Annotated in this window: 21 protein-coding genes and 1 other RNA gene; 14 read left to right on the plus strand and 8 right to left on the minus strand. The window is 70.0% G+C overall.

Annotation, left to right across the window (positions count from 1 at the left end):
* The first annotated feature begins 129 nt into the window (after positions 1–129).
* The 7 genes from DX116_RS15410 to DX116_RS15440 are packed head-to-tail and all read left to right on the plus strand — an operon-like array spanning position 130 to position 6,365.
* Positions 130–1,224 carry a ferredoxin reductase gene (locus DX116_RS15410; protein WP_119705103.1) on the plus strand — a complete coding sequence of 365 codons (1,095 nt, stop codon included), beginning with the start codon at positions 130–132 and terminating at the stop codon, positions 1,222–1,224.
* Between the two features lie 46 nt (positions 1,225–1,270).
* Positions 1,271–2,572, plus strand: coding sequence for a fatty acid desaturase family protein (locus tag DX116_RS15415; RefSeq protein ID WP_119705104.1), 1,302 nt, complete (start codon positions 1,271–1,273; stop codon positions 2,570–2,572).
* A gap of 23 nt (positions 2,573–2,595) precedes the next feature.
* Positions 2,596–2,814, plus strand: a complete 219-nt coding sequence (locus DX116_RS15420; protein ID WP_119705105.1) for a hypothetical protein — start codon at positions 2,596–2,598, stop codon at positions 2,812–2,814.
* Between the two features lie 12 nt (positions 2,815–2,826).
* Complete coding sequence (locus DX116_RS15425) at positions 2,827–4,119, plus strand: NAD(P)/FAD-dependent oxidoreductase (protein ID WP_119705106.1); 1,293 nt, start codon at positions 2,827–2,829, stop codon at positions 4,117–4,119.
* Positions 4,113–4,859 carry a DUF1365 domain-containing protein gene (locus tag DX116_RS15430; protein WP_233556822.1) on the plus strand — a complete coding sequence of 249 codons (747 nt, stop codon included), beginning with the start codon at positions 4,113–4,115 and terminating at the stop codon, positions 4,857–4,859. Before DX116_RS15425 ends, DX116_RS15430 begins: the two co-directional genes overlap by 7 nt.
* Complete coding sequence (locus tag DX116_RS15435; RefSeq protein WP_119705108.1) at positions 4,856–6,085, plus strand: SAM-dependent methyltransferase; 1,230 nt, start codon at positions 4,856–4,858, stop codon at positions 6,083–6,085. The genes DX116_RS15430 and DX116_RS15435 overlap by 4 nt, the downstream gene beginning before the upstream one ends.
* A gap of 1 nt (position 6,086) precedes the next feature.
* Positions 6,087–6,365, plus strand: coding sequence for a WhiB family transcriptional regulator (locus DX116_RS15440; RefSeq protein WP_119705109.1), 279 nt, complete (start codon positions 6,087–6,089; stop codon positions 6,363–6,365).
* A gap of 29 nt (positions 6,366–6,394) precedes the next feature.
* Here the strand turns inward: DX116_RS15440 and DX116_RS15445 are convergent, their stop codons facing one another.
* The 3 genes from DX116_RS15445 to glnA are packed head-to-tail and all read right to left on the minus strand — an operon-like array spanning position 6,395 to position 11,867.
* Entirely contained in the window at positions 6,395–7,546 is a 1,152-nt protein-coding gene (locus DX116_RS15445; RefSeq protein ID WP_119705110.1) for a DUF3152 domain-containing protein, read from the minus strand.
* A 22-nt stretch (positions 7,547–7,568) separates the two neighbouring features.
* The gene (locus tag DX116_RS15450) at positions 7,569–10,490 is read right to left on the minus strand and encodes a bifunctional [glutamine synthetase] adenylyltransferase/[glutamine synthetase]-adenylyl-L-tyrosine phosphorylase (RefSeq protein ID WP_119705111.1); all 2,922 of its coding nucleotides are present in this window, start codon (positions 10,488–10,490) and stop codon (positions 7,569–7,571) included.
* 39 nt (positions 10,491–10,529) lie between these two features.
* The gene (gene glnA / locus DX116_RS15455; protein WP_119705112.1) at positions 10,530–11,867 is read right to left on the minus strand and encodes a type I glutamate--ammonia ligase; all 1,338 of its coding nucleotides are present in this window, start codon (positions 11,865–11,867) and stop codon (positions 10,530–10,532) included.
* Positions 11,868–11,944: 77 nt separating this feature from the next.
* Here glnA and DX116_RS15460 point away from each other — a divergent pair, with 77 nt between their 5' ends.
* The gene (locus DX116_RS15460) at positions 11,945–13,696 is read left to right on the plus strand and encodes an NAD+ synthase (RefSeq protein ID WP_119705113.1); all 1,752 of its coding nucleotides are present in this window, start codon (positions 11,945–11,947) and stop codon (positions 13,694–13,696) included.
* Between the two features lie 61 nt (positions 13,697–13,757).
* On the opposite strand, the gene DX116_RS15465 is transcribed toward DX116_RS15460, so the two are convergent.
* The gene (locus DX116_RS15465) at positions 13,758–14,333 is read right to left on the minus strand and encodes a helix-turn-helix domain-containing protein (protein WP_119705114.1); all 576 of its coding nucleotides are present in this window, start codon (positions 14,331–14,333) and stop codon (positions 13,758–13,760) included.
* Between the two features lie 46 nt (positions 14,334–14,379).
* Here DX116_RS15465 and DX116_RS15470 point away from each other — a divergent pair, with 46 nt between their 5' ends.
* Together DX116_RS15470 and panB are read left to right on the plus strand one after the other, a co-directional pair.
* Positions 14,380–15,207 carry a class I SAM-dependent methyltransferase gene (locus tag DX116_RS15470; protein WP_119705115.1) on the plus strand — a complete coding sequence of 276 codons (828 nt, stop codon included), beginning with the start codon at positions 14,380–14,382 and terminating at the stop codon, positions 15,205–15,207.
* Between the two features lie 96 nt (positions 15,208–15,303).
* Positions 15,304–16,173, plus strand: a complete 870-nt coding sequence (panB, locus tag DX116_RS15475) for a 3-methyl-2-oxobutanoate hydroxymethyltransferase (protein WP_119705116.1) — start codon at positions 15,304–15,306, stop codon at positions 16,171–16,173.
* Between the two features lie 15 nt (positions 16,174–16,188).
* Here panB and DX116_RS15480 read toward each other — a convergent pair whose 3' ends face one another.
* Entirely contained in the window at positions 16,189–16,494 is a 306-nt protein-coding gene (locus DX116_RS15480) for a hypothetical protein (RefSeq protein WP_119705117.1), read from the minus strand.
* Positions 16,491–16,685: a hypothetical protein gene (locus DX116_RS15485; protein WP_119705118.1), complete on the minus strand. Its 195-nt coding sequence runs from the start codon at positions 16,683–16,685 to the stop codon at positions 16,491–16,493. Before DX116_RS15485 ends, DX116_RS15480 begins: the two co-directional genes overlap by 4 nt.
* Before the next feature lie 51 nt (positions 16,686–16,736).
* On the opposite strand from DX116_RS15485, the gene map reads away from it, so the two are divergent.
* On the plus strand, positions 16,737–17,588 hold the full coding sequence (gene map / locus DX116_RS15490) for a type I methionyl aminopeptidase (RefSeq protein ID WP_119705119.1): 852 nt from the start codon (positions 16,737–16,739) through the stop codon (positions 17,586–17,588).
* A gap of 15 nt (positions 17,589–17,603) precedes the next feature.
* Here map and DX116_RS15495 read toward each other — a convergent pair whose 3' ends face one another.
* The gene (locus DX116_RS15495; RefSeq protein ID WP_119705120.1) at positions 17,604–18,440 is read right to left on the minus strand and encodes an aldo/keto reductase; all 837 of its coding nucleotides are present in this window, start codon (positions 18,438–18,440) and stop codon (positions 17,604–17,606) included.
* Positions 18,441–18,730: 290 nt separating this feature from the next.
* Between DX116_RS15495 and DX116_RS15500 the strand changes: the two genes are divergently transcribed.
* On the plus strand, positions 18,731–19,849 hold the full coding sequence (locus DX116_RS15500) for an HNH endonuclease signature motif containing protein (protein WP_119705121.1): 1,119 nt from the start codon (positions 18,731–18,733) through the stop codon (positions 19,847–19,849).
* Between the two features lie 48 nt (positions 19,850–19,897).
* On the opposite strand, the gene rnpB is transcribed toward DX116_RS15500, so the two are convergent.
* Positions 19,898–20,294, minus strand: an RNA gene (gene rnpB / locus DX116_RS15505) — RNase P RNA component class A.
* 46 nt (positions 20,295–20,340) lie between these two features.
* Between rnpB and DX116_RS15510 the strand changes: the two genes are divergently transcribed.
* Both DX116_RS15510 and DX116_RS15515 read left to right on the plus strand, forming a co-directional pair.
* Entirely contained in the window at positions 20,341–21,402 is a 1,062-nt protein-coding gene (locus DX116_RS15510) for an SLC13 family permease (RefSeq protein ID WP_119705122.1), read from the plus strand.
* Positions 21,403–21,418: 16 nt separating this feature from the next.
* Positions 21,419–22,192, plus strand: a complete 774-nt coding sequence (locus tag DX116_RS15515; RefSeq protein WP_119705123.1) for a YaaA family protein — start codon at positions 21,419–21,421, stop codon at positions 22,190–22,192.
* Positions 22,193–22,196: the final 4 nt, after the last annotated feature.

Raw genomic sequence — 22,196 nt, forward strand, 5'->3', positions numbered from 1 at the left:
ATCGCGGGGCGTTGGGTGCACACGTGTGTTCATCGTGCGCGAGGTCACCCGGCGCGTCGGTTGCCTCAGGAGCACTCTTCGGGCAGACTTTGAGTGTACGCACGTTCACTGAGTTTTCGGAGGCCACGCATGGGCATCATCCGCTCGGCCCTGACCTCCCGGCCCGTCCGCTCGCTCGTGTCGCCCAACTCGATCGACGACTACCTCGAGCAGGTGCACCCCATGCTGGCGGCGGAAAACGTCCGCGCCCGCGTGGTGGAGGTCCGCCGCGAGACCGGCGAGGCCAGCACCGTCGTGATGCGCGCCAACGGCGCCTGGAAGGGCTTCCAGCCCGGCCAGCACGTGCAGTTCGGCGTCGAGGTCGACGGCACCCGCCGCATCCGCGTGTTCTCGGTGTCGAGCGCCCGTCCCCCCAAGGGACGCTCGCGGACGTTCAGCGTCTCGGTCAAGGCCCACCCCGACGGCTACGTGTCGCAGTTCCTGCACAAGGAGCTCACGCCCGGCACGATCGTCTACCTCTCGCAGGCCGAGGGCGAGTTCGTGCTCCCCCGCGAGGTGCCGTCCAGCCTGCTGCTGGTCAGCGGCGGCTCGGGCGTCACGCCCGTCATGTCGATGCTCCGCACCCTCAGCGCGAGCGGGCACACCGGCGACGTCACCTTCCTGCACTACGCCCGCAGCCGCGACGACGAGATGTTCACGTCCGAGCTGGACGAGCTGACGGAGGTGCCGAGCTTCAGGGTGGTCCGCGTCTACACGCGTCAGCCCGCTCCCGACGCCGAGCTGCAGGGACGTTTCCACGTCGACCACCTCAAGCACCTCGGCATCGACCCGGTCGACACGCTGACCTACGTCTGCGGCCCTGCCGGTCTCATCGCCACGGTCCGCGACACGTACGACGAGCTGGGTGCTGCCGAGCAGCTGCGCCAGGAGTACTTCAAGGTGCCCAGCGTCGACGTCGACGCGGCCGACGCCACCGGCACCCTCGCCTTCGACACCACGCTCGTCGAGGCCCCCAACACCGGGGCCACGATCCTCGAGCAGGCCGAGGCCGCCGGGCTCCAGCCCGACTTCGGCTGCCGCATGGGCGTGTGCAACACCTGCGCCGTCAAGAAGAACAGCGGCGCCGTCCGCCACGTCGTGACCGGCGAGATCAGCGCCGACACCGACGAGACCATCAAGATCTGCGTCCAGGTGCCCGTGGGCGACGTCAACATCGCCCTCTGACCCCACTCCACCCGACTCACCGCCGTCCTCACCCAAGGAAGCTCATATGCCCATCACGCTCCGCCGGTCCAAGAAGGCACCCATCAAGCCCCGCAGCGCCAGCAGCCACAACGCCGCGCCGCTCACCCTCATCAATCCGTACTCCGAGAAGCCGGCCACGATCGGCCTCGAGCACATGACGTATGAACAGCTCGACGAGTTCGGCCGTGAGCTCGACGCCGTCCGCCAGCGCGTGCTCGACGACCTGGGCCAGAAGGACGCCGACTACATCCGCCGAGTCATCCGCGCCCAGCGTGCCAGCGAGGTGCTGGGACGCATCGGCATCTTCATGCCGTTCTTCCCGCCCGCGTTCATCGCCGGCATCGTGTTCCTCGGCCTGGCCAAGATCCTCGACAACATGGAGATCGGCCACAACGTCATGCACGGCCAGTACGACTGGATGAACGACCCGATGGTCAATGGGGCGCGCTACGAGTGGGACAACATGGCGCCGGCCCAGGACTGGAAGCACGGGCACAACTACATCCACCACACGTACACCAACATCCACGGCATGGACCGCGACATCGGCTACAACCTGCTGCGCATCGACGACGACCAGCCCTGGTACGGCACGCACCGCTTCAACCTGCCGCTCGCCTTCGTGCTGATGATCGTCTTCGAGTGGGGCGTGATGTACCACGGGATCGAGCTCGACCAGTACCTGCAGGGCAAGATCAGCAAGGCTGACTTCCAGGGACGCAAGAAGCGCGCGATGCAGAAGATCCGTCGCCAGGTGTTCAAGGACTACATCGCCTGGCCGCTGGTCGGCCTGGCCCTCGTGCCGTTCGTCGGCTGGTGGGCTCCCCTGGCGATCCTCGGCGCCAACGTCGTGGCCAACATCATCCGCAACATCTGGACCTTCCTGGTCATCTTCTGCGGCCACTTCCCGGCCGAGGTGCAGACCTTCGCCGAGGAGGACGCCCAGAACGAGTCGCGCGGTCAGTGGTACCTGCGCCAGCTGCTCGGCTCGGCCAACATCTCCGGCCACGCGCCGTTCCACGTGCTGACGGGCAACCTGAGCTACCAGATCGAGCACCACCTGTTCCCCGACATCCCGGCCCGTCGCTACCCCGAGGTCGCCGAGGACGTCAAGCGTCTCGTCGAGCAGTACGGCCTGACCTACAACACCGGCCGGCTGTCCAAGCAGCTCGCCAGCGTGGCCCGCCAGCTCGCGGTCTACGGACGCAAGCCCAGCGACCCGTACAAGATCGGCAACAGCCCCGAGAGCAAGGCGCTGCGCCGCGCCAAGCGCGAGGAGGCCACGCGTCGCGCCGAGGCCTTGCGTGGGACACAATTGACCTCCTAGTCCACGGCGAGGGAGGCACACCGATGGCGTTGAGCCGGCGAGAGATCGTCAAGGACGTCGTGCAGCAGTCGACCGAGGCCGCTATCGGCAGCGCGGGCCACGTCGTGGCCATCCTGTTCGAGACCGCGCGCAAGATCACGGCCGAGGTCGGCGCATTCGGCACCGAGATCTTCGAGATCACCGAGGCCAGCAAGCGCGCCGGCCAGGACGCCGCAGACACCAATCCGGTCCCGCGCCCGTGACGAATCACCCACATGCAGAGTGAGAGTCGTCGTCGGTCCGTCGCGGTGGTCGGATCAGGGGTCTCCGGACTGACTGCCGCCTACGTCCTGCGGCACGACTGGGACGTCACGGTGTTCGAGTCCGACGACCGCGTGGGCGGCCACGCGCACACCCACACGGTCGCCGACGCCGATGCCACCCACCGGGTCGACAGCGGATTCATCGTCCACAACGACCGCACCTACCCGTACCTGCGCAGGTTGTTCGGCGAGCTCGACGTCGAGGTGCACCCGACCGAGATGAGCATGAGCATCCACTGCGACGGCTGCGGCCTCGAGTACGCCGGCGGTCGCGGCGGCAAGGGCGTGTTCGCGCAGCGGCGCCGTCTGCTCGACCCTCGCTACTTGGCGATGCTCGTGTCGGTCAAGCGCTTCGGCCGGCTCGCCCAGGCGCTGCTCGACTCGGCCGAGTCGCCCACCGAGCCCCAGACGTACGGCGACTTCCTCGAGGCGCACGGCTTCTCCGACTACTTCGTGTCGCACTACGCGATCCCGGTCGTCTCGTGCGTGTGGTCGTCCGGGCACGAGACCGCGCTGTCGTACCCCGCGAGGTACCTCTTCGAGTTCCTCAAGCACCACGGCTTCCTGTCCATCAAGGGCTCGCCGCAGTGGTACACCGTCGTGGGCGGGTCGGCGACCTACATCGACCGCGTGCGCGAGGTCATCGCCTCCGACCCGGCCAGCAGCGTGCAGGCGTCCACGGGCATCCGCTCGATCACCCGCACTGCCGACGGCGTCGAGCTCGTCGACGCGTCCGGACGCACGCACCGCGCTGACGCCGTGGTCATCGCGACCCACGCCGACGACGCGCTCGCGCTGCTCGCCGATCCCAGCGACGACGAGCGCCGAGTGCTCGGCTCGTTCGAGTACTCCGACAACGAGGTGCAGCTGCACCGCGACCCGTCGCTGCTGCCCGACGCGACCGCCGCCCGCTCGGCCTGGAACTACCGCATGGACGGCTGCACCGATCGCAGCGACCACTCGGCCGTGACGTACTGGATGAACCGCCTGCAGGGCATCGAGAGCCGCGAACCCTTCCTGGTCACCCTCAACGCGTCCGAGCGCATCGACCAGTCGTCCGTCGTGGCGACGATGGCCTACACCCACCCCATCTACACGCCGACGTCCGTCGCGGCGCAGGGCGAGCTCAAGCGCCTGTTCACCGACCGCACGGTCTACGCCGGGGCCTACCACGGATGGGGCTTCCACGAGGACGGCTGCCGCTCCGGCGTCGACGCGGCCGCCGCGCTGGGCACCGCGTGGTGACGCCGGCTCTGCCCGTGCTGCCGGCCCTGGTCGAGGGCACGGTGGGCCACACGCGCCGCACTCCCCTGCGCCACCGGTTCTCGTACCGCGTGTACCAGTGGCTCGTCGACGTCGACGACCTGCCACGCATGCCGCGCCTGCTGCGACCGTTCTCGACCTTCGCCGCCGCCGACCACATCGGCGACCCGCACGACACGATCCACGCGAACATCGAGCGCTTCTGCGCGGCCCAGGGCGTCGACATCTCCGGTCACCGACTGCTGATGCTCGCCAACGCCCGGGTGCTCGGCCACACCTTCGACCCGCTCAGCGTCTTCTGGGCGGTCGCACCGGACGGATCGCTGACCTGCCTCGTCGCCGAGGTGCACAACACCTACGGTGAGCGCCATGCGTACCTGCTGCGTCCTGACGAGGACGGACGCACCCAGGTCGACAAGGCGTTCTACGTCTCGCCGTTCTTCACCGTCGACGGCGCGTACGACCTGCAGTTCGGCCTGACGCCCGACCAGGTGTCGTCGACGATCATCCTGCGCCAGGGCGGCGAGGCGGTGTTCAGCGCGACGTTCAGGGGTACTCCCCGACCAGCCAGCGCGCGGCTGCTGGTGAAACTTCTCGTCAAACTGCCGCTCATGACCCATCGCACCAGCCTGCTGATCCGAATACAGGGTGTACGTCTCTGGATGAGAAGGCTGCCGGTCGTTCGACGCCCGGCCCACGAACCGCAGGAAGGCACCCGATGACGCAGCTCGCCACCGCTCGTTGGCCCGGCATCGCCCACACCCCTCGCACGCCTGTCAAGGCCCGTGCCGCCAAGGCGATCCTGCGGCCCACCGTCAACAGCGTGCCGGTCCGCCTCACGTTCGCCGACGGCACCCGGTGGGGTGCTGGCGGCCCTCAGGCCCCCGAGATGCAGGTCGTCCGTCCGAAGGCCTTCTTCTCGCGCCTCGGCGCCGACACCAAGATCGGGTTCGGCGAGGCGTACATGGCCGGCGACTGGACGACCGGCGAGGGCACCGACCTGGCCGACCTGCTGGCGCCGTTCGCCGAGCGGTTGACCACGATCGTGCCCGAGTCGCTGCAGCGGTTCCGGGTGTTCGTCGACAAGAAGCTGCCGCACGCGCACCGCAACTCCGTCGAGGGCTCCAAGAAGAACATCGAGGCGCACTACGACCTCTCGAACGATCTGTTCGCCCAGTTCCTCGACCCGTCGATGAGCTACTCGGCCGCCTGGTTCGAGAGCGCCGAGCAGGACCTCGAGTCGGCGCAGCTGCGCAAGATCGACGGCATCCTCGACCAGGCCGGTGTCACCGAGGGCTCGCGCGTGCTCGAGATCGGCAGCGGCTGGGGCGCGCTGGCCATCCGTGCCGCCCAGCGCGGTGCCAAGGTCACGACCATCACGATCTCGAACGAGCAGGCCGCTCTCGCCGAGCAGCGGTTCGCCGAGGCCGGCGTCGACGTCGACCTGCAGCTGGTCGACTACCGCGACGTCACGGGTCAGTACGACGCGATCGTGAGCGTCGAGATGATCGAGGCCGTCGGCGAGGAGTACTGGCCCACGTACTTCGCGACGATCGACCGGTTGCTCGCCCCGGGCGGCAAGGTGTCGATCCAGGCCATCACGATGGAGCACCACCGCTACCTGAAGACCCGCAACTCCTTCGGGTGGATCCAGAAGTACATCTTCCCGGGCGGCCTGATCCCCTCGCTCACCGCGATCGACCAGACGCTCGCCGCGCACACGTCGCTGGCCGTCTCCGACCGCCGGTCGCTCGGTCAGGACTACGCCCGCACGCTGCACGAGTGGCGAGACTCGTTCAACCGCAACTGGGAGACGATCAACGCCCAGGGCTTCGACGAGACCTTCCGCCGCATGTGGGAGTTCTACCTGGCGTACTGCGAGGCGGGGTTCCGCGTCGGCTACATCGACGTCTATCAGCTGCAGATGCAGCGCCCGCAGGAGGCATGACATGGCTGCCATCTCCCGCCTGCCGATGCCGATCCAGGAGACCTACGAGTGGCAGTACGACGGTGCCTGCCGCGGCGTCGACCCCGAGATCTTCTTCTCGCCCGACGCCGAGCGGGGCCCGCGTCGCCGGGCCCGCGAGGCCGCGGCCAAGGCGCTGTGCGCCGTCTGCCCGGTCATCCAGCAGTGCCGCGACCACGCCCTCACCGTCCGTGAGCCGTACGGCACGTGGGGCGGCTTGACGATCAACGAGCGCGACCAGCTGCTCCGCGAGACCGCCTGACCCGTCCCCCACCCCACCGCGGCTCGACGTCAGAAGCCGAAGCGGGACGAGTGCAGCTCGTTCTTCTTGGGCCACGGGTTGATCTTGCACCCGCTCAGTCCCTTCGACTGCTGCTGCATCACGGGTGCCAGCTGCCCCTTGCCGCCGCATCGCGCGTGGCCGCGGCCCAGCCAGTGCCCGGTCTCGTGGTTGATCACCATGTGGCGGTAGTCGCGCAGCGAGCCTCGCTTGTCGTCCCACGTCGGGGTCGCCTGCTGCCAGCGCGTCTCGTTGATGATGACGTGGCGCCCGACACGACAGCTGTACGTCGTGCTGCACGCCGACGAGAAGCTCGGCACCTTCGAGGCCTGGCTCAGCACGAGCGTGAAGTCGCCACCTGACGACACTCGCTTGAACCGCACGCCCATCGCGCGCCACCCGCGCGGGTCGTCGTAGGTCTGCTGGGCCAGCCGCTTGAAGGTCGACAGGCTGGCCCGCACCGAGCCGCGGGTGGCCACCGAGTAGGTCACGGTCCTGCGGACGCTGCGCGCATTGGTGACCCGCTTGTCGCGCGACACCGCCGTCACGGTCGCGAAGCCCAGGCGACTGGCCCGCACGCGGAACGCGATGCGGTGGCCGACGTCGGCCGACCGCACACGGTAGTGACGTCCGCCGGCGCCGCGGATGGCGCGGCCGTCACGCAGCCACCGGTAGTCGAGCTCCGCCTTGCGCGAGAACGCGCCGACCCGGCCCGTCAGCTTCCTGCCGTACTTGGCGCTGCCCAGGACGGTCGGGCGGCGCGTGGCCGTGAATGTGCCAGGTGCGACCGCCGCCGTCGGTGCGCTGAGGGCGGCGACGGACGCCGCGCCGGGACGGGACGCGGTCACGCGCACCACGTAGGTGCGGCCGACGTCGGCGACGTCCGACAGCGCGCGCGTGGCGTTGGCCGGCGAGTCGCCACCGACCGGGACGCCGTCACGCAGCCACTGGTACGAGTAGGTGACGTCGGACGGGGTCCACGTGCCGGGCTGAGCGGTCAGCGTCTGCTCGAGCTGGGCCGTGCCGGCGATCGTGGGCGGCGAGACGTTGACGACGGCTTCGTCGGCGGTCGCCGGCGAGGCGACCAGCAACGACGACGCCATCGCGATGCTCGCGGCGACGACGGCCAGGCCTCGGGTGACCCTGGTGGTGATGGCGCTCATGATCGGTGACTCCCCCTGGTGCTCATTCGTAGAAGATGCGCTCGACGACCTGGCGGGCGTGCCGCGTGGTGCGCAGGTAGTCGTCCATCATGCGCTCGCTGTGCTCCATGCCATAACCCAGCAGGTGGGCGACGCCGGCTCGCTCGCCGGCGTGCTCGACCATCGACTCGGCCGACTTGCCACGCATCAGCACGACAGCGTTGCGGATGCGGCTGACCAGGCGCCAGGCGGCCTCGAGCGTCTCGGCGTCATCGGTCGAGACCAGGTCGGCCTCGACGGCGGCGTGCAGCGCGTCGAGGGTGCGCGTCGTGCGCATCGCCGGCACCTCGTGGGCGTGCTGCATCTGCAGCAGCTGGACGGTCCACTCGACATCGGCCAGGCCACCGCGGCCGAGCTTGAGATGCGTCTTGGCGTTCGCTCCGCGGGGCAGCCGCTCGGAGTCGACCCGGGCCTTGATGCGGCGGATCTCGCGCACCTCGGCGGCGGTCGCGCCGCCCTCGGGCCAGCGGAGGGGGTCGATGAGGTCGGTGAAGCGGGCGCTGAGGTCGGCGTCGCCGATCGTGGCACTGGCGCGCAGCAGCGCCTGCGCCTCCCACACCGCCGACCACTTCTCGTAGTAGGCGCGGTACGACGCGAACGATCGCACGAGCGGGCCGTTCTTGCCCTCGGGACGCAGCTCGGCGTCGACCTCGAGCGCCGGGTCGTCGCCGGGTGCGGCCAGCATCTTGCGCAGCCCTTGCGCGACGGCCATCGCGGCCGACGCCGCCTCGGTCTCGTCGGCACCCTCGACGGGGTCGTGGACGAACATGACGTCGGCGTCGGAGCCGTAGCCGGCCTCGCCACCGCCGAGGCGGCCCATCAAGATGATGGACATGCGGGTCGGCAGGGGGCCGCGATCGGCCTCGACCGCGGCGGTCGAGGCCGTCAGGGCACCGGCGAGGGTCGCCGTCGAGATGTCGGTGAGCGCCTCGCCGACCTCGGTGATGTCGAGGCGTCCGAGCACGTCGGCGATGCCCACGCGTGAGAGCTCGCGGCGTCGCACCCGGCGGACCGCGCGGATGGCGTCGGCCGAGCTGCTGTGGCGGTCGGCGGCCAGCTGGACCTCGGTGCGCAGCCGCTCGCGCTCGAGCGGACGCAGCTCGGCGTCGTCGCCGAGCAGCGCCACCGAGTCGGGGGCCCGCAGGATGAGGTCGGTGACGTAGCGGCTGGACGACAGCACGTGCGCCAGCTGCTCGGCACCCTCGCCCTCGTCGCGCAGCTTGCGCAGGTACCAGTGGGTCTCGCCGAGCCCCTCCGAGATCTTGCGGAACGCCAGCAGGCCGGCGTCCGGGTCGGGCGATGCCGCGAACCACGCCAGCATCGCCGGCAGCAGCGACTTCTGGATCGACGCCCGGCGCGAGAGCCCAGACGTCAGGGCCTGGATGTGCGTCAGCGCGCCCTTCGGATCGACGAACCCGAGAGCCGTCAGGCGCTGCTCGGCCGCCAACGGCGTGAGACGCAACCCGTCGGTGGGCAGGGACGCCACCGCCTCGAGCAGCGGCTGGTAGAACAGCTTCTCGTGCAGGCGCCGCACGATGCGGCGGTGCGCCTGCCACTCCTTCACGAGGCTGTCGGCCGGGTTGGAGCGAAATCCCATGCTGCGACCGATGCGCCGCAGATCTTCCATGTCGTCGGGCACGATGTGGCTCCGGCGCAGCTTGTACAGCTGGATGCGGTGCTCGAGCGTGCGCAGGAAGACGTACGCCTCCTCCATCGCGGCGCCGTCGCGGCGTCCGACGTAGCCGCCGTCGATCAGCGCGGTGAGCGCCGAGAGCGTCGTGGGGCTGCGCAGGCTCTCGTCGGCGCGTCCGTGCACGAGCTGCAGCAGCTGCACCGCGAACTCGACGTCGCGCAGCCCGCCCGCGCCGAGCTTGAGCTGGCGGTCGCGGTGCGCCGAGGGGATGTGCTCGATCACGCGGCGCCGCATCGCACGGACGTCGGGGACGAAGTTGGGGCGCGTGCTGGCGAACCAGATCATCGGCGAGAGCGCGTCGAGGTAGGCCTGTCCGAGGGCCTCGTCGCCGGCGGCGAAGCGAGCCTTCAGCAGGGCCTGGAACTCCCACGTGCTGGCCCACTTCTCGTAGTAGGCGACGTGACTGCCGAGCGTGCGCACGAGCGAGCCGTTCTTGCCCTCAGGGCGCAGGTCGGCGTCGACCTCCCAGATCGTGCCCTCGCCGGTGTGCTCGCGGCACAGCTTCATCACCGCGGACGCCAGGCGCGTCGCGGCGGTCGCGGCCTCGTGGTCGTCGGCGCCCTCGACCGGCTCGTGGACGAAGATGACGTCGACGTCGCTGAGGTAGTTGAGCTCGTGGCCGCCGGTCTTGCCCATCGCCATGATGGTCAGCCGGCACTGGTCGGCGCCCGGCTCGTTGGCGCGCGCGATCGCCAGCGCCGCGCCCAGGGTCGAGATCGCCAGGTCGGACAGCTCGGCCGACGACTGCTCGAAGGTCGTCAGGGCCGTCAGGTCGCGCGCCGCGATGTGCAGCAGCTTGCGGTAGTAGCCGACGCGCAGCTCGTCGGCGGTGGTCGCCTCCTCCATCTGGCGGCGGCGCTGCTCGAGCGTGATCGGCACGGTCGAGAGCTCGTCGGCCGCGAGGTCGCGCACGTGCTCGGGGTGGCGCACCAGGAAGTCGCCGAGAGCCTCGCTGGTGCCGAGCACCACCAGCAGGCGCTGGCACAGCTCGGCATCGGCCTCGATCAGCGCGAACAGCTCTGCCGTGCCCATCCGCTCGGCGATGCCGACCAGCGACGACAGCGCGGTGTCGGGGCTCGCGACCGACGCGATCTGGTCGACGAGCTCGCCGGGCACCTCGCCGAGCGCCGAGAGCAGGTTCAGTGCGCCGTCGCCGTCCCGGAAGCCCTTGCGAGCGAGTGCGACAGCGAGTTCACGTGCATCGGTGGCCACCGGGTCAGGCTACCGTCCGGCGGTGGGTCGTCGACCGGCTCACACCATCGGCATGAGGCGGTCGATCTCGAACTGCGTGACCTGCGAGCGGTAGTCCTGCCACTCCGCGCGCTTGTTGCGCAGGAAGAAGTCGAACACGTGCTCGCCGAGGGTCTCGGCCACCAGCTCGCTGGTCTCCATCGTGCGGATGGCCTCGTCGAGGTTGCGCGGCAGCGGGGCGATGCCCATGGCCTTGCGCTCGTTCTCGGTCAGCGACCACACGTCGTCCTCGGCCTCGGGCGGCAGCTCGTACTTCTCCTCGATGCCCTTGAGCCCTGCGGCCAGCACCAGCGCGAAGGCCAGGTACGGGTTGCAGGCGGCGTCGATCGCGCGGTTCTCGACGCGGGCGGAGTTGCCCTTGTGCGGCTTGTACATCGGCACGCGGATCAGCGCGGAGCGGTTGTTGTGGCCCCAGCAGACGTAGTTGGGGGCCTCTCCCCCGCCGGCCAGCCGCTTGTAGGAGTTGACCCACTGGTTGGTGACGGCGGTGATCTCGGGCGTGTGGTGCAGGACGCCGGCGATGAACGCGCGTCCGGTCTGCGACAGCTGGTACTCGGCCCCCGCCTCGTAGAAGGCGTTCTCGTCGCCCTCGAACAGCGAGACGTGCGTGTGCATGCCCGAGCCGGGGTGCTCGGTGAACGGCTTGGGCATGAACGAGGCCCACTTGCCCTGGCTGAGCGCGACCTCGCGCACGACGGTGCGGAACGTCATGATGTTGTCGGCCGTCGAGAGCGCGTCGGCGTAGCGCAGGTCGATCTCCTGCTGGCCTGGGCCGCCCTCGTGGTGGCTGAACTCGACCGAGATGCCCATGTTCTCGAGCATCGTGATGACCTCGCGGCGGAAGTCCTGGCCACCACCCTGGGCCGTGTGGTCGAAGTAGCCGCTGTCGTCGACCGGCACGGGGCGATCGCCCTTGTCGGGCTTGCCCTTGAACAGGAAGAACTCGATCTCGGGGTGCGTGTAGAACGTGAACCCGGCCTCGGCGGCCTTCTGCAGCGCCCGCTTGAGGACGTGGCGCGGGTCGGCGTACGACGGGGTGCCGTCGGGCAGCAGGATGTCGCAGAACATGCGCGCCGTGGCCGGCGTCTCGCCGCGCCAGGGCAGGATCTGGAAGGTCGACGGATCGGGCATCGCCAGCATGTCGGCCTCGTGCACGCGCGCGAAGCCCTCGATCGCCGAGCCGTCGAAGCCGATGCCCTCGGCGAACGCACCCTCGAGCTCGGCCGGGGCGATGGCGACCGACTTCAGCGATCCGAGCACGTCCGTGAACCACAGACGCACGAATCGGACGTCACGCTCCTCGAGAGCGCGCAGCACGAAGTCTTCCTGTTTTCCCATGGCGCAAGTCTCGCACGCATCGTGTTACGGGAGTGTTACCGCGGTGAGGCCGATTCCGCGGCCGCTAGGGTCGAGACATGCCTCAGCTCCGCCTCGCCCTGGCCCAGGTCAACGCGACCGTCGGCGACCTCGCCGGCAACTCCGACCTCGTCGTCGACTACTGCCGCCAGGCCGCCGAGCAGGACGTCCACCTCGTGGTCTTCCCCGAGATGATGCTGACCGGCTACCCCATCGAGGACCTCGCGATGCGGGCCTCGCTCATCAAGGCCTCTCAGGCCGCGGTCGAGACGCTCGCGGTGCGCCTGCACGACGAGGGCTGCGGCGACCTGGTGGCCGTCGTCGGCTACCTCGACCAGGCGGAAGGACTGCCCGAGGGCCTCGGCATCCCCAAGAACGCTCCGACCAACTGTGTCGCGGTCATCCACGGCGGACGCGTCGTGGCCCGCCAGGCCAAGCACCACCTCTGGAACTACGGCGTCGGCGACGAGATCCGCAACTTCGTGCCGGGCCACACGATCAACATCGTCCAGATCGGCGGCATCGACGTCGCGCTCGCCATCTGCGAGGACCTCTGGCGCGACGGCCCGTCGGCGGCGGCGAAGGCCGCCGAGGCCGCGCTGCTCATCGTCCCCAACGGCTCGCCCTACGAGGCTGACAAGGACGACGTCCGGCTCGAGCTGTGCTCGCGCCGTGCCGCCGAGGGCGACTGCGTGCTGGCCTACGTCAACCTCGTCGGTGGGCAGGACGAGCTGGTCTTCGACGGCGACTCGATCGTCGTCGACGCCAGCGGCACCGTGCTCGGACGGTCGGGGCAGTTCGACCCCGAGCTGCTCGTCGTCGACCTCGACCTGCCGGCCGCCACGCCGTCGATGCCGGGCGCCGACGAGCGCTTCGGCGGCCTGGCCATCAAGCGCACCATCATCACGTCCGAGCCCTTCGCGGCGTACCAGCCGCTGCCGACCGTCCAGAAGGAGCGGCTGCCGCGGCACGAGGAGATCTGGACGGCGCTCGTCACGGGCCTGCGCGACTACGTGCGCAAGAACGGGTTCTCGTCGGTGCTGTTCGGCATGTCCGGCGGCATCGACTCGACGCTCGTCGCCGCGATCGCGGTCGACGCGCTCGGTGCCGACCGGGTGTTCGGCGTCTCCAACCCGAGCGCCTGGTCGACCGAGCACTCGACGTCCGACGCGGCCGAGCAGGCCCGCCGCACGGGCCTGACGCTGCAGACCGTGCCGATCGCGCCGATCTTCGACCAGTACCAGCAGGCGCTGCACCTCGACGGGCTCGCCGAGGAGAACCTGCAGGCGCGCATCCGCGCCGTCATCTGGATGGGCCTATCCAACCAGCACGGGCACCTGGTGCTGGCCTGCGGCAACAAGTCCGAGCTCGCGACCGGCTACTCGACGATCTACGGCGACGCGGTCGGCGGCTACGCGCCCATCAAGGACGTCCCCAAGACGCTCGTGTGGGAGCTCGCCACGTGGCGCAACGCAGCCGCGGTCGAGCGGGGCGAGACTCCCCCGATCCCCGAGAACACGATCAGCAAGCCGCCGTCGGCCGAGCTGCGCCCCGGCCAGCTCGACTCCGACTCGCTGCCGCCGTACGACCTGCTCGACGCGGTGCTCGACGCCTACGTCGAGCGCGACCTCGGCTCGGCCGACGTCATCGCCGAGGGCTTCGACCCCGCACTCGTCGAGCGGGTCATCGGCCTGGTCGACAGGGCCGAGTACAAGCGCCGTCAGTACCCGCCGGGACCCAAGGTCTCGCGCCGCAACTTCGGCCGCGACCGTCGCGTGCCGATCACCCACCGCTGGCGCGAGAAGCTCTAGCGCCACGCATCGCGATCTGTGACGCCTACGGCGTCACTCCCCCGGGATGACGCCGTGGGCGTCACAGGTCGCGGCGGTGGGTGCGCTCGCCCTCCTGGTCGAGCATCATGATGACCTCGGCCGGACCCCCCTCCGAGCCGAACGAGTGCGGCACCATGGTCGAGAACTCCGCCGCCTGGCCGGCCTCGATGCGGATCGTCCGGTCACCCAGCACGAGCAGCAGGGTGCCCGACAGCACCGTCAGCCAGTCGCGTCCGGGATGCACGGGCAGGTCGCCGTCCTCGGCTCGCGCCGGCGGCTGCGTCAGGCGCATCCGCACGACCTTGAGGCCGTGCTGCCCCTGGTCGCGGGTCAGCGACCACGTGGTGCGGCCCTGCGACTCGTCGCGAACGGGCCGGATCACGACGTCCTCGTCGTCCTCGGGCTCCACGAGCTGGTCGATCGAGGTGCCGAGCTCACGCGCGAGCACCATCAGCTGGTCGAGCCCGATGCGGCGGTGACCCGTCTCCATCCGGCTGAGCGTCGAGGCGCTGAAGAAGCACCGGTCCGCCAGGTCGTCGAGCGACCATCCGCGAGCGATGCGCAGGGCTCGGATGCGCTGCCGCACCAAGGTCTCGATCTCGTCGCTTTGCGTCATACGCAAGATCCTATGCTCTGAGAGCAAGCCTGCCTACGGTAGAGACATGACCCACGATCACGCTCGCCATGCTCACCACGATGACCTCGCCCAGATCCTCGACCTCGACGCCGAGGTGTTCGCCCCAGCGCTCGACACCGTCTACGCAGACATCGCGCTGGCCGCTGACGGCCCGATCCGGACGATCCTCGACCTGGGTGCCGGTACCGGCACGGGCACGTTCGGCCTGCTGCGGCACTTCGAGGACGCGCGCGCCACCGCCGTCGACGCGTCACCCGAGATGCTGGCACACCTGGGGCGCGAGGCCGCGCGTCTCGGGCTCGGCGACCGGGCGACCACCTTGGTCGCCGACCTCGACCAGCAGGTCCCCGACGTCGAGCCGGTCGACCTGGTCTGGGCCTCGGCCTCGCTGCACCACCTCGCCGACCCCGACCGCACGCTGGCCGAGGTCGTCCGGCTCGTGAGGCCCGGCGGCCTCATGGCGGTCCTCGAGCTGGACGGGTTCCCGCGGTTCGTCCCCGACGACGCACCGGGCGGAGCCGCCGAGGCACGTGCCCACGCCCTCATCGACGCCGACCGGGCCGTCGACATGCCGTCGATGGGCAGCGACTGGGGCGCGAGGCTCACGAAGGCCGGCCTCGACGTCGAGCAGCACCGGTCGGTCGTCCTTCAGCTCACGGCTCCCCTGCCCGAGGTGGTCGGACGCTACGCGGCCGCCACGTTGACCCGCGTAGCCGGAGCCGTCGCCGAGCGGCTCGAGCCGGAGGACGCCGCGGCGCTCGACGCCCTCCTCGACGGCGGACCCGACGACGTCCGCCACCGCCCCGACCTTCGCGTCGGCGCCGAGCGCCAGCTGTGGATCGCCCGCCTATGAGTTGATTCACACCTCGTGGCGCAGGCGGCGGGATCTGGCAGGCTGGAGGCATCCATGGACCCCGCACGGGGCCGTGAGACGAACAGGAGAACCACCATGGCTGACGCCACCCCCGAAGAGACCGCGCCCTACGGCGGCGGACCCGCCGCCACCGCCGCGGCGCCCCGCAAGCGCATCCGCACCCACACGCTGCAGCAGATGAAGGACCGCGGCGAGAAGTGGACGATGCTGACGGCCTACGAGCAGTTCACCGCCGGCATCTTCGACGCGGCCGGCGTCGAGGTGCTGCTGGTCGGCGACTCGGCGTCCAACAACGTCTTCGGCAACGAGACGTCGCTGCCGGTCACGGTCGACGAGCTCATCCCGCTGGTGCGGGCGGTGGCGCGGTCGGCGCCGCACGCGCTCGTGCTCGCCGATCTGCCGTTCGGCTCGTACCAGGCCTCGCCCGAGCAGGCGTTCCACACCGCCGTCCGGTTCATGAAGGAGGCCGGCGCCCACGCCGTCAAGCTCGAGGGGGGCGTCGCGATGGCCCCGCAGGTCAAGCTGCTGACCGATGCCGGCATCCCGGTGTGCGCGCACATCGGCTTCACGCCGCAGGCCGAGCACAACCTCGGCGGCTACCGCGTGCAGGGCCGCGGTGACGGCGCCGCGCGGCTGATCGAGGAGGCGAAGGCGCTCGAGGCCGCGGGGGCGTTCGCGATCGTCATGGAGATGGTGCCCGCGCCGGCGGCCAAGGCCGTCACCGAGGCGCTGCGCATCCCGACCGTCGGCATCGGCGCGGGTGTCGACTGCGACGCCCAGGTGCTGGTCTGGACCGACATGCTCGGCATCAACACCGGACGCGTGCCGCGCTTCGTCAAGAAGTACGCCGACCTGCACAGCATCATGCTCGGCGCAGCGCAGGAGTACGTCTCCGACGTCAAGGGCGGCGCGTTCCCGGCGGCCGAGCACTCCTTCGAGAGCTGACGGCGCGGGCGGTCGTCACGCGCTCCAGCCTCCGAGGCCGACGCCGAGCGCCGTGACGACCGCCAGCGCGGGCAGCCCGGCCAGCGGCACGAACGTCGATGCTGCTGGCCGGGTGCGCGCCCAGCGGGACGTCCAGACGGCGATCGGCACCAGCACCAGCAGGTGGAGGACGACGCCCCACCACGGCGCGTAGATCGCGGTCGAGAGGGCCAGCCACAGCAGCACGAGCAGGCCCACGACGCCGATCCACGGGCCCGAGCGGTCGAGCTGCAGACCGCCGCGCCTGCTGCGACGACGACGCCGCCGGGTCGAACCGATCACGGCTCCTTCGGCGCCTCGTCGTTCCAGTCGGGGTCGTTGTCCCACGACTTGGTGCGCTCGGCCGCGATCTCGAGCGCGTGCGAGGCCTCCTCGGCGGTGTCGTACGGCCCGAGGCGGTCGGCTGCGCGGCAGCCCTCCTCACCCTCGACCGTGTGGTGCTTGGTGCAGTAGTAGAACTTCTGATCGGCCATGCCCTCATCCTGCACCAGGTCGCCGTCGGGCGCCCCGCATAGACTCGCCCGGTGACTGTGCTGACCGCCGGCCGGGTGTCCCCCCGACGTGCCGTGCCCTCGTCGATCGACCGTCCCGAGTACGTCGGTCAGATCGCGCCGCTGCCCTACCGCGGGCCGGCGGTGCGCTCCCCCGAGATCATCGCCGCGATGCGAGTCGCCGGACGTCTCGCGGCGCAGGCCCTCGACGCGGTCGAGGCCGCCATCGCGCCGGGCGTCACCACCGACGAGCTCGACCGCGTCGGTCACGAATTCCTCCTCGCGCACGGCGCGTACCCGTCCACGCTGGGCTACCGCGGCTACCCCAAGTCGCTGTGCAGCAGCGTCAACGAGGTTATCTGCCACGGCATCCCCGACGACCGTCCGCTCGAGGACGGCGACATCGTCAACATCGACATCACGGCCTACATCGGCGAGGTGCACGGCGACACCAACAAGACGTACCTGGTCGGCGACGTCGACCAGCAGTCGCGGCTGCTGGTCGAGCGCACCCACGAGGCGACGATGCGGGCGATCCGGGCGGTCAAGCCGGGCCGCGAGATCAACGTCATCGGGCGCGTCATCGAGACCTACGCCAAGCGGTTCGGCTACGGCGTCGTGCGCGCGTTCACGGGTCACGGCGTGGGGCCGGCCTTCCACGACGGCCTGGTCGTCCCCCACTACGACGATCCCTCGGCCGACACGGTCATCCAGCCGGGCATGACCTTCACGATCGAGCCGATGCTGACGCTCGGCAGCGCCGACTACGACCTCTGGGACGACGGCTGGACCGCCACGACCCGTGACAGGTCGAGGACGGCCCAGTTCGAGCACACGGTGCTCGTCACCGGCGAGGGCGCGGAGGTCCTCACCCTCGCCGGCTGACGCGCACCGGCTGAGTCAGTCGGGGATGTAGTTGAACTCGTCGGGGTTGGGGCCCGTGCGCTCGTCCTTGTTCAGCGCGCTGATGAAACCGACCTCGGAGTCGGACAGCTCGAAGTCGAAGATGTCGAAGTTCTCCTCGACACGGCTGCGCGTGACCGACTTCGGGAACACGATGTCGCCGCGTTGCACGTGCCAGCGCAGCACGACCTGGGCCGGCGTCTTGCCGTGCTCGGTCGCGATGCCGCCGATGACGGGGTTGTCGAGCACGAGGCCCTGGGCGATGGGCGACCAGGCCTCGGTGGCGATGCCGTGCTCGGCGTTCGTGGCGCGCGCCTCGTCATTGGTCAGGAACGGGTGCACCTCGATCTGGTTGACGGCCGGCACGACGTCGGTCTCCTGCAGCAGGCGACGGATGTGCGTGGGCTGGAAGTTCGAGACGCCGATCGAGCGGGCGCGGCCCGAGGCGTAGATCTCCTCGAACGCCTCCCAGGTCTCGACGAAGTCGACGTCGATGCCGGGCAGCGGCCAGTGGATCAGGAACAGGTCGACCTGGTCGAGGCCCAGCTTCTCGAGCGTCCCGTCGAACGCCTTCAGCGCGTCGTCGTGGGCGTGGAAGCCGTTGTTGAGCTTGCTCGTCACGAAGATCTGGTCGCGCGCGATGCCCGACTCGGCGATGGCCTCGCCGACGCCCTTCTCGTTGCCGTACATCTGAGCGGTGTCGATGTGGCGGTAGCCGACCTCGAAGGCCTGCAGCGTCGCATCCCTGGTCTCGTCGGGGTCGATCTGGAAGACGCCGAATCCCAGCTGCGGGATCGAAACACCGTTGTTGAGGTCGATGGTGGGCACGCTCATGAAGCCTCCTGGCTTGACGTCTGATGGGGGTTGGCCACGCCTCCGAAGAGGGGCCGTCGTCGACAGTACCCATGAGGTGTGCGGGGCAAACTCAGGTGCGGTGTTGGACGAGCTGCGGGTCACGCGTGGACCTCAGAATCGAGGCGACCCACTGCCGCTTCCGCCTCACGCCTAGCGTCAGTCCACCGCAGTTGCCTGCCCAACTATGTGAGATCGGCGGCGCGAACGAACTGTGATCAGAGTCTGGTTCGCTACGGATAAGTGTCGGTGGTGGCCTCTAAGTTGGATGTATGGACACCTCGACACCCGATCCGATCGACGTCTTGACTGACGTCGCGCGGGCTCGTGCTCGGGGTGAGTTTCGTGAGCTGGCTGCGATGTTGGAGTTCCGTGATGCCGAGCTGGAGCGCATCGAGGCCGAGGGGGAGTCGCCGGCGAGGCGGTTCTTCGAGCGGGGTGCGATTGCACTGGCGGTCGGTGAGGCCATGGGGTTCAGCGAGGGTCAGGTGCAGCACCGGTTGTCGTTCGCCGACACGGTGCGCGATCAGTCACCGACTACGTGGGCCGCGTTCGGTGAGGGACGTGTCGATCTGGCGCGGGTGCGCGAGATCGGGCACACGATCAGCCAGCTCAAGCGGGCCGAGTCCGTCCACCGCCTCGATCGTCGAGTGGTCGAGTATGCCGAAACCCACACGGTCGCTGAGCTGCGTGCCTGGTTGAAGCGATTCGTCCGCCGGGTCGAGGCCGACCTGGCGGTCGAGCGGGCCGACGATGAGCGGGCCAAACGTCATGTGTCGTTCCAGCATGGTGATGACTCGATGGGGTTCATGGGCGCCTACGCGCCTTCGCACGAGATCGCTGCGGTCGAGGACCGCATCCGCAAGGCCGCACGGCGGCCTGTCGACGCCGATGACCAGCGCACGGTCGCCCAGCGTGAGGCCGACCTGCTGATGGCCTGGTGCCTCGACTCAGACGCCGCCGAGGCCGTGACCGACGCCAACATCGCCGTCACCGTCGACGCGGACGTCCTCGCGGGCACCAACCCCGGGTTCGCGGAGTCCTCGGACGGACGCTGGGGCGTGCCGGCCCAGTGGATCGCCGACGTCGTCGGCTCCGGCAGCACGTTCTGGCACCGGATCGTGGTCGACCCGGTCGACGATGACGTCCTCGCCCACGAATACGTCGGCCGATTCGCGCCCGACGTCCTCAACATCGCCCTCAGATTCTTGTACGGAACGTGTCAAGGCCCCGGATGCATGGTGCCGGCCGAACGGTGCGACATCGACCACCGGACACCATTCCCCGAAGGCCCCACCCGGGGCGACAACCTCGGCCCCTTGTGTCGAAGACACCACACCTACAAAGGCCACGGCATCCTGCACTGGACGACGAGACCCGTGGCTGCGTGACGTCCCTTTCGACAAGCTCAAGGGGCGGGAGCCGCTCGAGGGGCGGGGCGAATGAGCCGGCCTGTAAGCCGGATCCTGTCGTGGGCGACCATCCATCTGGGACGCCCATTGCTGGACGCCTCGTGCAACCTACCCGCTGACATCGGACGAGCAGCCCGTCAGCGCAAGCCGCGCGCCGCCGAAGCGGCATGCGGCTCTCTTGGTCTTGCTCCCGGTGGGGTTTACCTAGCCGCCCCGGTCACCCGGAGCGCTGGTGAGCTCTTACCTCACCGTTTCACCCTTACCCGCACCACTGCTCCGAGGAGCGGTGGCCGCTGGCGGTCTGATTTCTGTGGCACTGTCCCGCACGTCGCCGTGGGTGGCCGTTAGCCACCACCGTCGCTCTGTGGAGTCCGGACTTTCCTCGACGCCCCGCGAGGGACGCCGCGGCCGCCCGGCCGACTCATTCGCGTCGCCGATCCTACCTCCCACCGGTCGGGTAGGTTCTGCGCGTGACGCACGACCTTGGATCCCTCGCGGAGATCATCGGCTTCCTGGTGGCCATGACGGTGCTCGCGCAGGCCTGCGCGGACGAAGGCCTGTTCACGTCCCTCGGCGCTCGCGTCGCCCGCGGGGCCCGCGGCTCGAGCCGGCGGCTGCTGGCCTACGCCGTCGGCGTCGCCGCGATCGTGACCGCGACGTTGAGCCTCGACGCCACCGTCGTGCTGCTGACGCCGGTGCTGCTCGCCGCCTCGGCACGGCGGTCGTACGCCTTCGCCTCGGTGCGGCTGGCCAACTCCGGCTCGACGTTGCTGCCGGTGTCGAACCTGACCAACCTGCTGGCGTTCGCCTCGACCGGTCTGACGTTCTTCGGCTTCACGTGGGCGATGCTGCCGGTGTGGATCGTGGCCGTGGTCGCCGAGTACCTCGTGCTGCGCCTCTGGTTCAGGGACGAGCTGCGGGAGGCCTCCCCCGTCCCGGACGAGGCGCAGCCCGTGCCGCTCGTGCCCGTCACCGTCGTCGTCCTCGTGCTGGTCGCCCTGGGCAGCGGGCTCACCCCGTGGATCCCCGCGACCGTGGGCGCGATCGTTCTCGGCGTGCGGGCCCTCGCACGCCGGATCTCCACCTGGCGCGAGCTGCTCGACGCCGCCAACCTGCCCCTGGCCGCCGTGATCATGGCGTGGGCGTTCGCGGTCGGCTGGATCGGCTCGACCAGCCTTGGCGACCGCCTGACGGACGCCCTGCCGTCCGGGCACGGGCTCGGCTCGCTCGTCGCGGTGGCGCTGATCGCGATGGTCGCCGCCAACGTCGTCAACAACCTGCCCGCTACCTTGCTGCTGCTTCCCGCCGCGGAGGCTGCTGGGCCGGCCGCCGTGCTGGCGCTGCTGATCGGCGTCAACGTCGGCGCCAACCTGACGCTGATCGGCTCGGTCGCCAACATCCTGTGGCGCAAGTCCGGCGGCAAGGCGGTGTCGTCGGTGCGCGAGTTCCACGCGATCGGCATCGCGACGACGCCCGTGCTGGTGGTCGTCTGCACGGTGGTGCTGTGGGCCTGGACGTCGCTCATCTGGTGACGGATAGGGTCGACCCGTGCTGATCCTGCTCCCCCCGTCCGAAGGCAAGACCCGGCCCACGGAGGGGGCACCGCTCGACCTCGACACGCTGTCGTTCGCGAGCCTGACGCCCGTCCGCGAGCTGCTGCTGCGCACCCTCGTCAAGCTGTCGTCGGGCAACCCGAAGCGCGCGGCAGAGGTGCTCGGCCTCGGCCCCACACAGGCCTCCGCCATCACGGTCAACGCCGCACTCGCCGACGAGCCGGCCGCCCGCGCCGACGAGGTCTACACCGGCGTGCTCTTCACCGCGCTCGACCTGCCGAGCCTGGCGCCTGACGCCCGCCGCCGGGCCGACGAGTCGCTCGCCGTCGCCAGCGCACTGTTCGGACTGCTCCGGCCGTCCGACCGCATCCCTGCCTATCGCCTGTCGGGCACCGTCACGCTCCCCCGGCTCGGCCCCGTGGCGGGACGCTGGCGCACGACGCTGCCGGAGGTCATGACTGAGGCCGCCGGCGACGGCCTGCTGATCGACCTCCGGTCAGGCACCTACACCGCGCTCGGAAAGCCCCCGGCGCAGCTGGCCGACCGCACCGCCACGATGCGGGTGCTGCACGAGCACAACGGCCAGCGCAAGGTCGTCAGCCACTTCAACAAGGCCACCAAGGGACGCATCGTCCGGGGGCTGCTGGAAGCCGGTGCCGACCCTCGCACCGTCGACGAGCTGCAGTCGACGCTGGCCGACCTCGGCTGGACGGTCGAGCGGGTCGGCACCCGGCTCGACGTCGTCGTCGACGAGGTCGCGACCAGCTAGTCGC

The sequence above is a fragment of the Aeromicrobium endophyticum genome (assembly GCF_003586285.1).
Classification (GTDB): domain Bacteria; phylum Actinomycetota; class Actinomycetes; order Propionibacteriales; family Nocardioidaceae; genus Aeromicrobium; species Aeromicrobium endophyticum.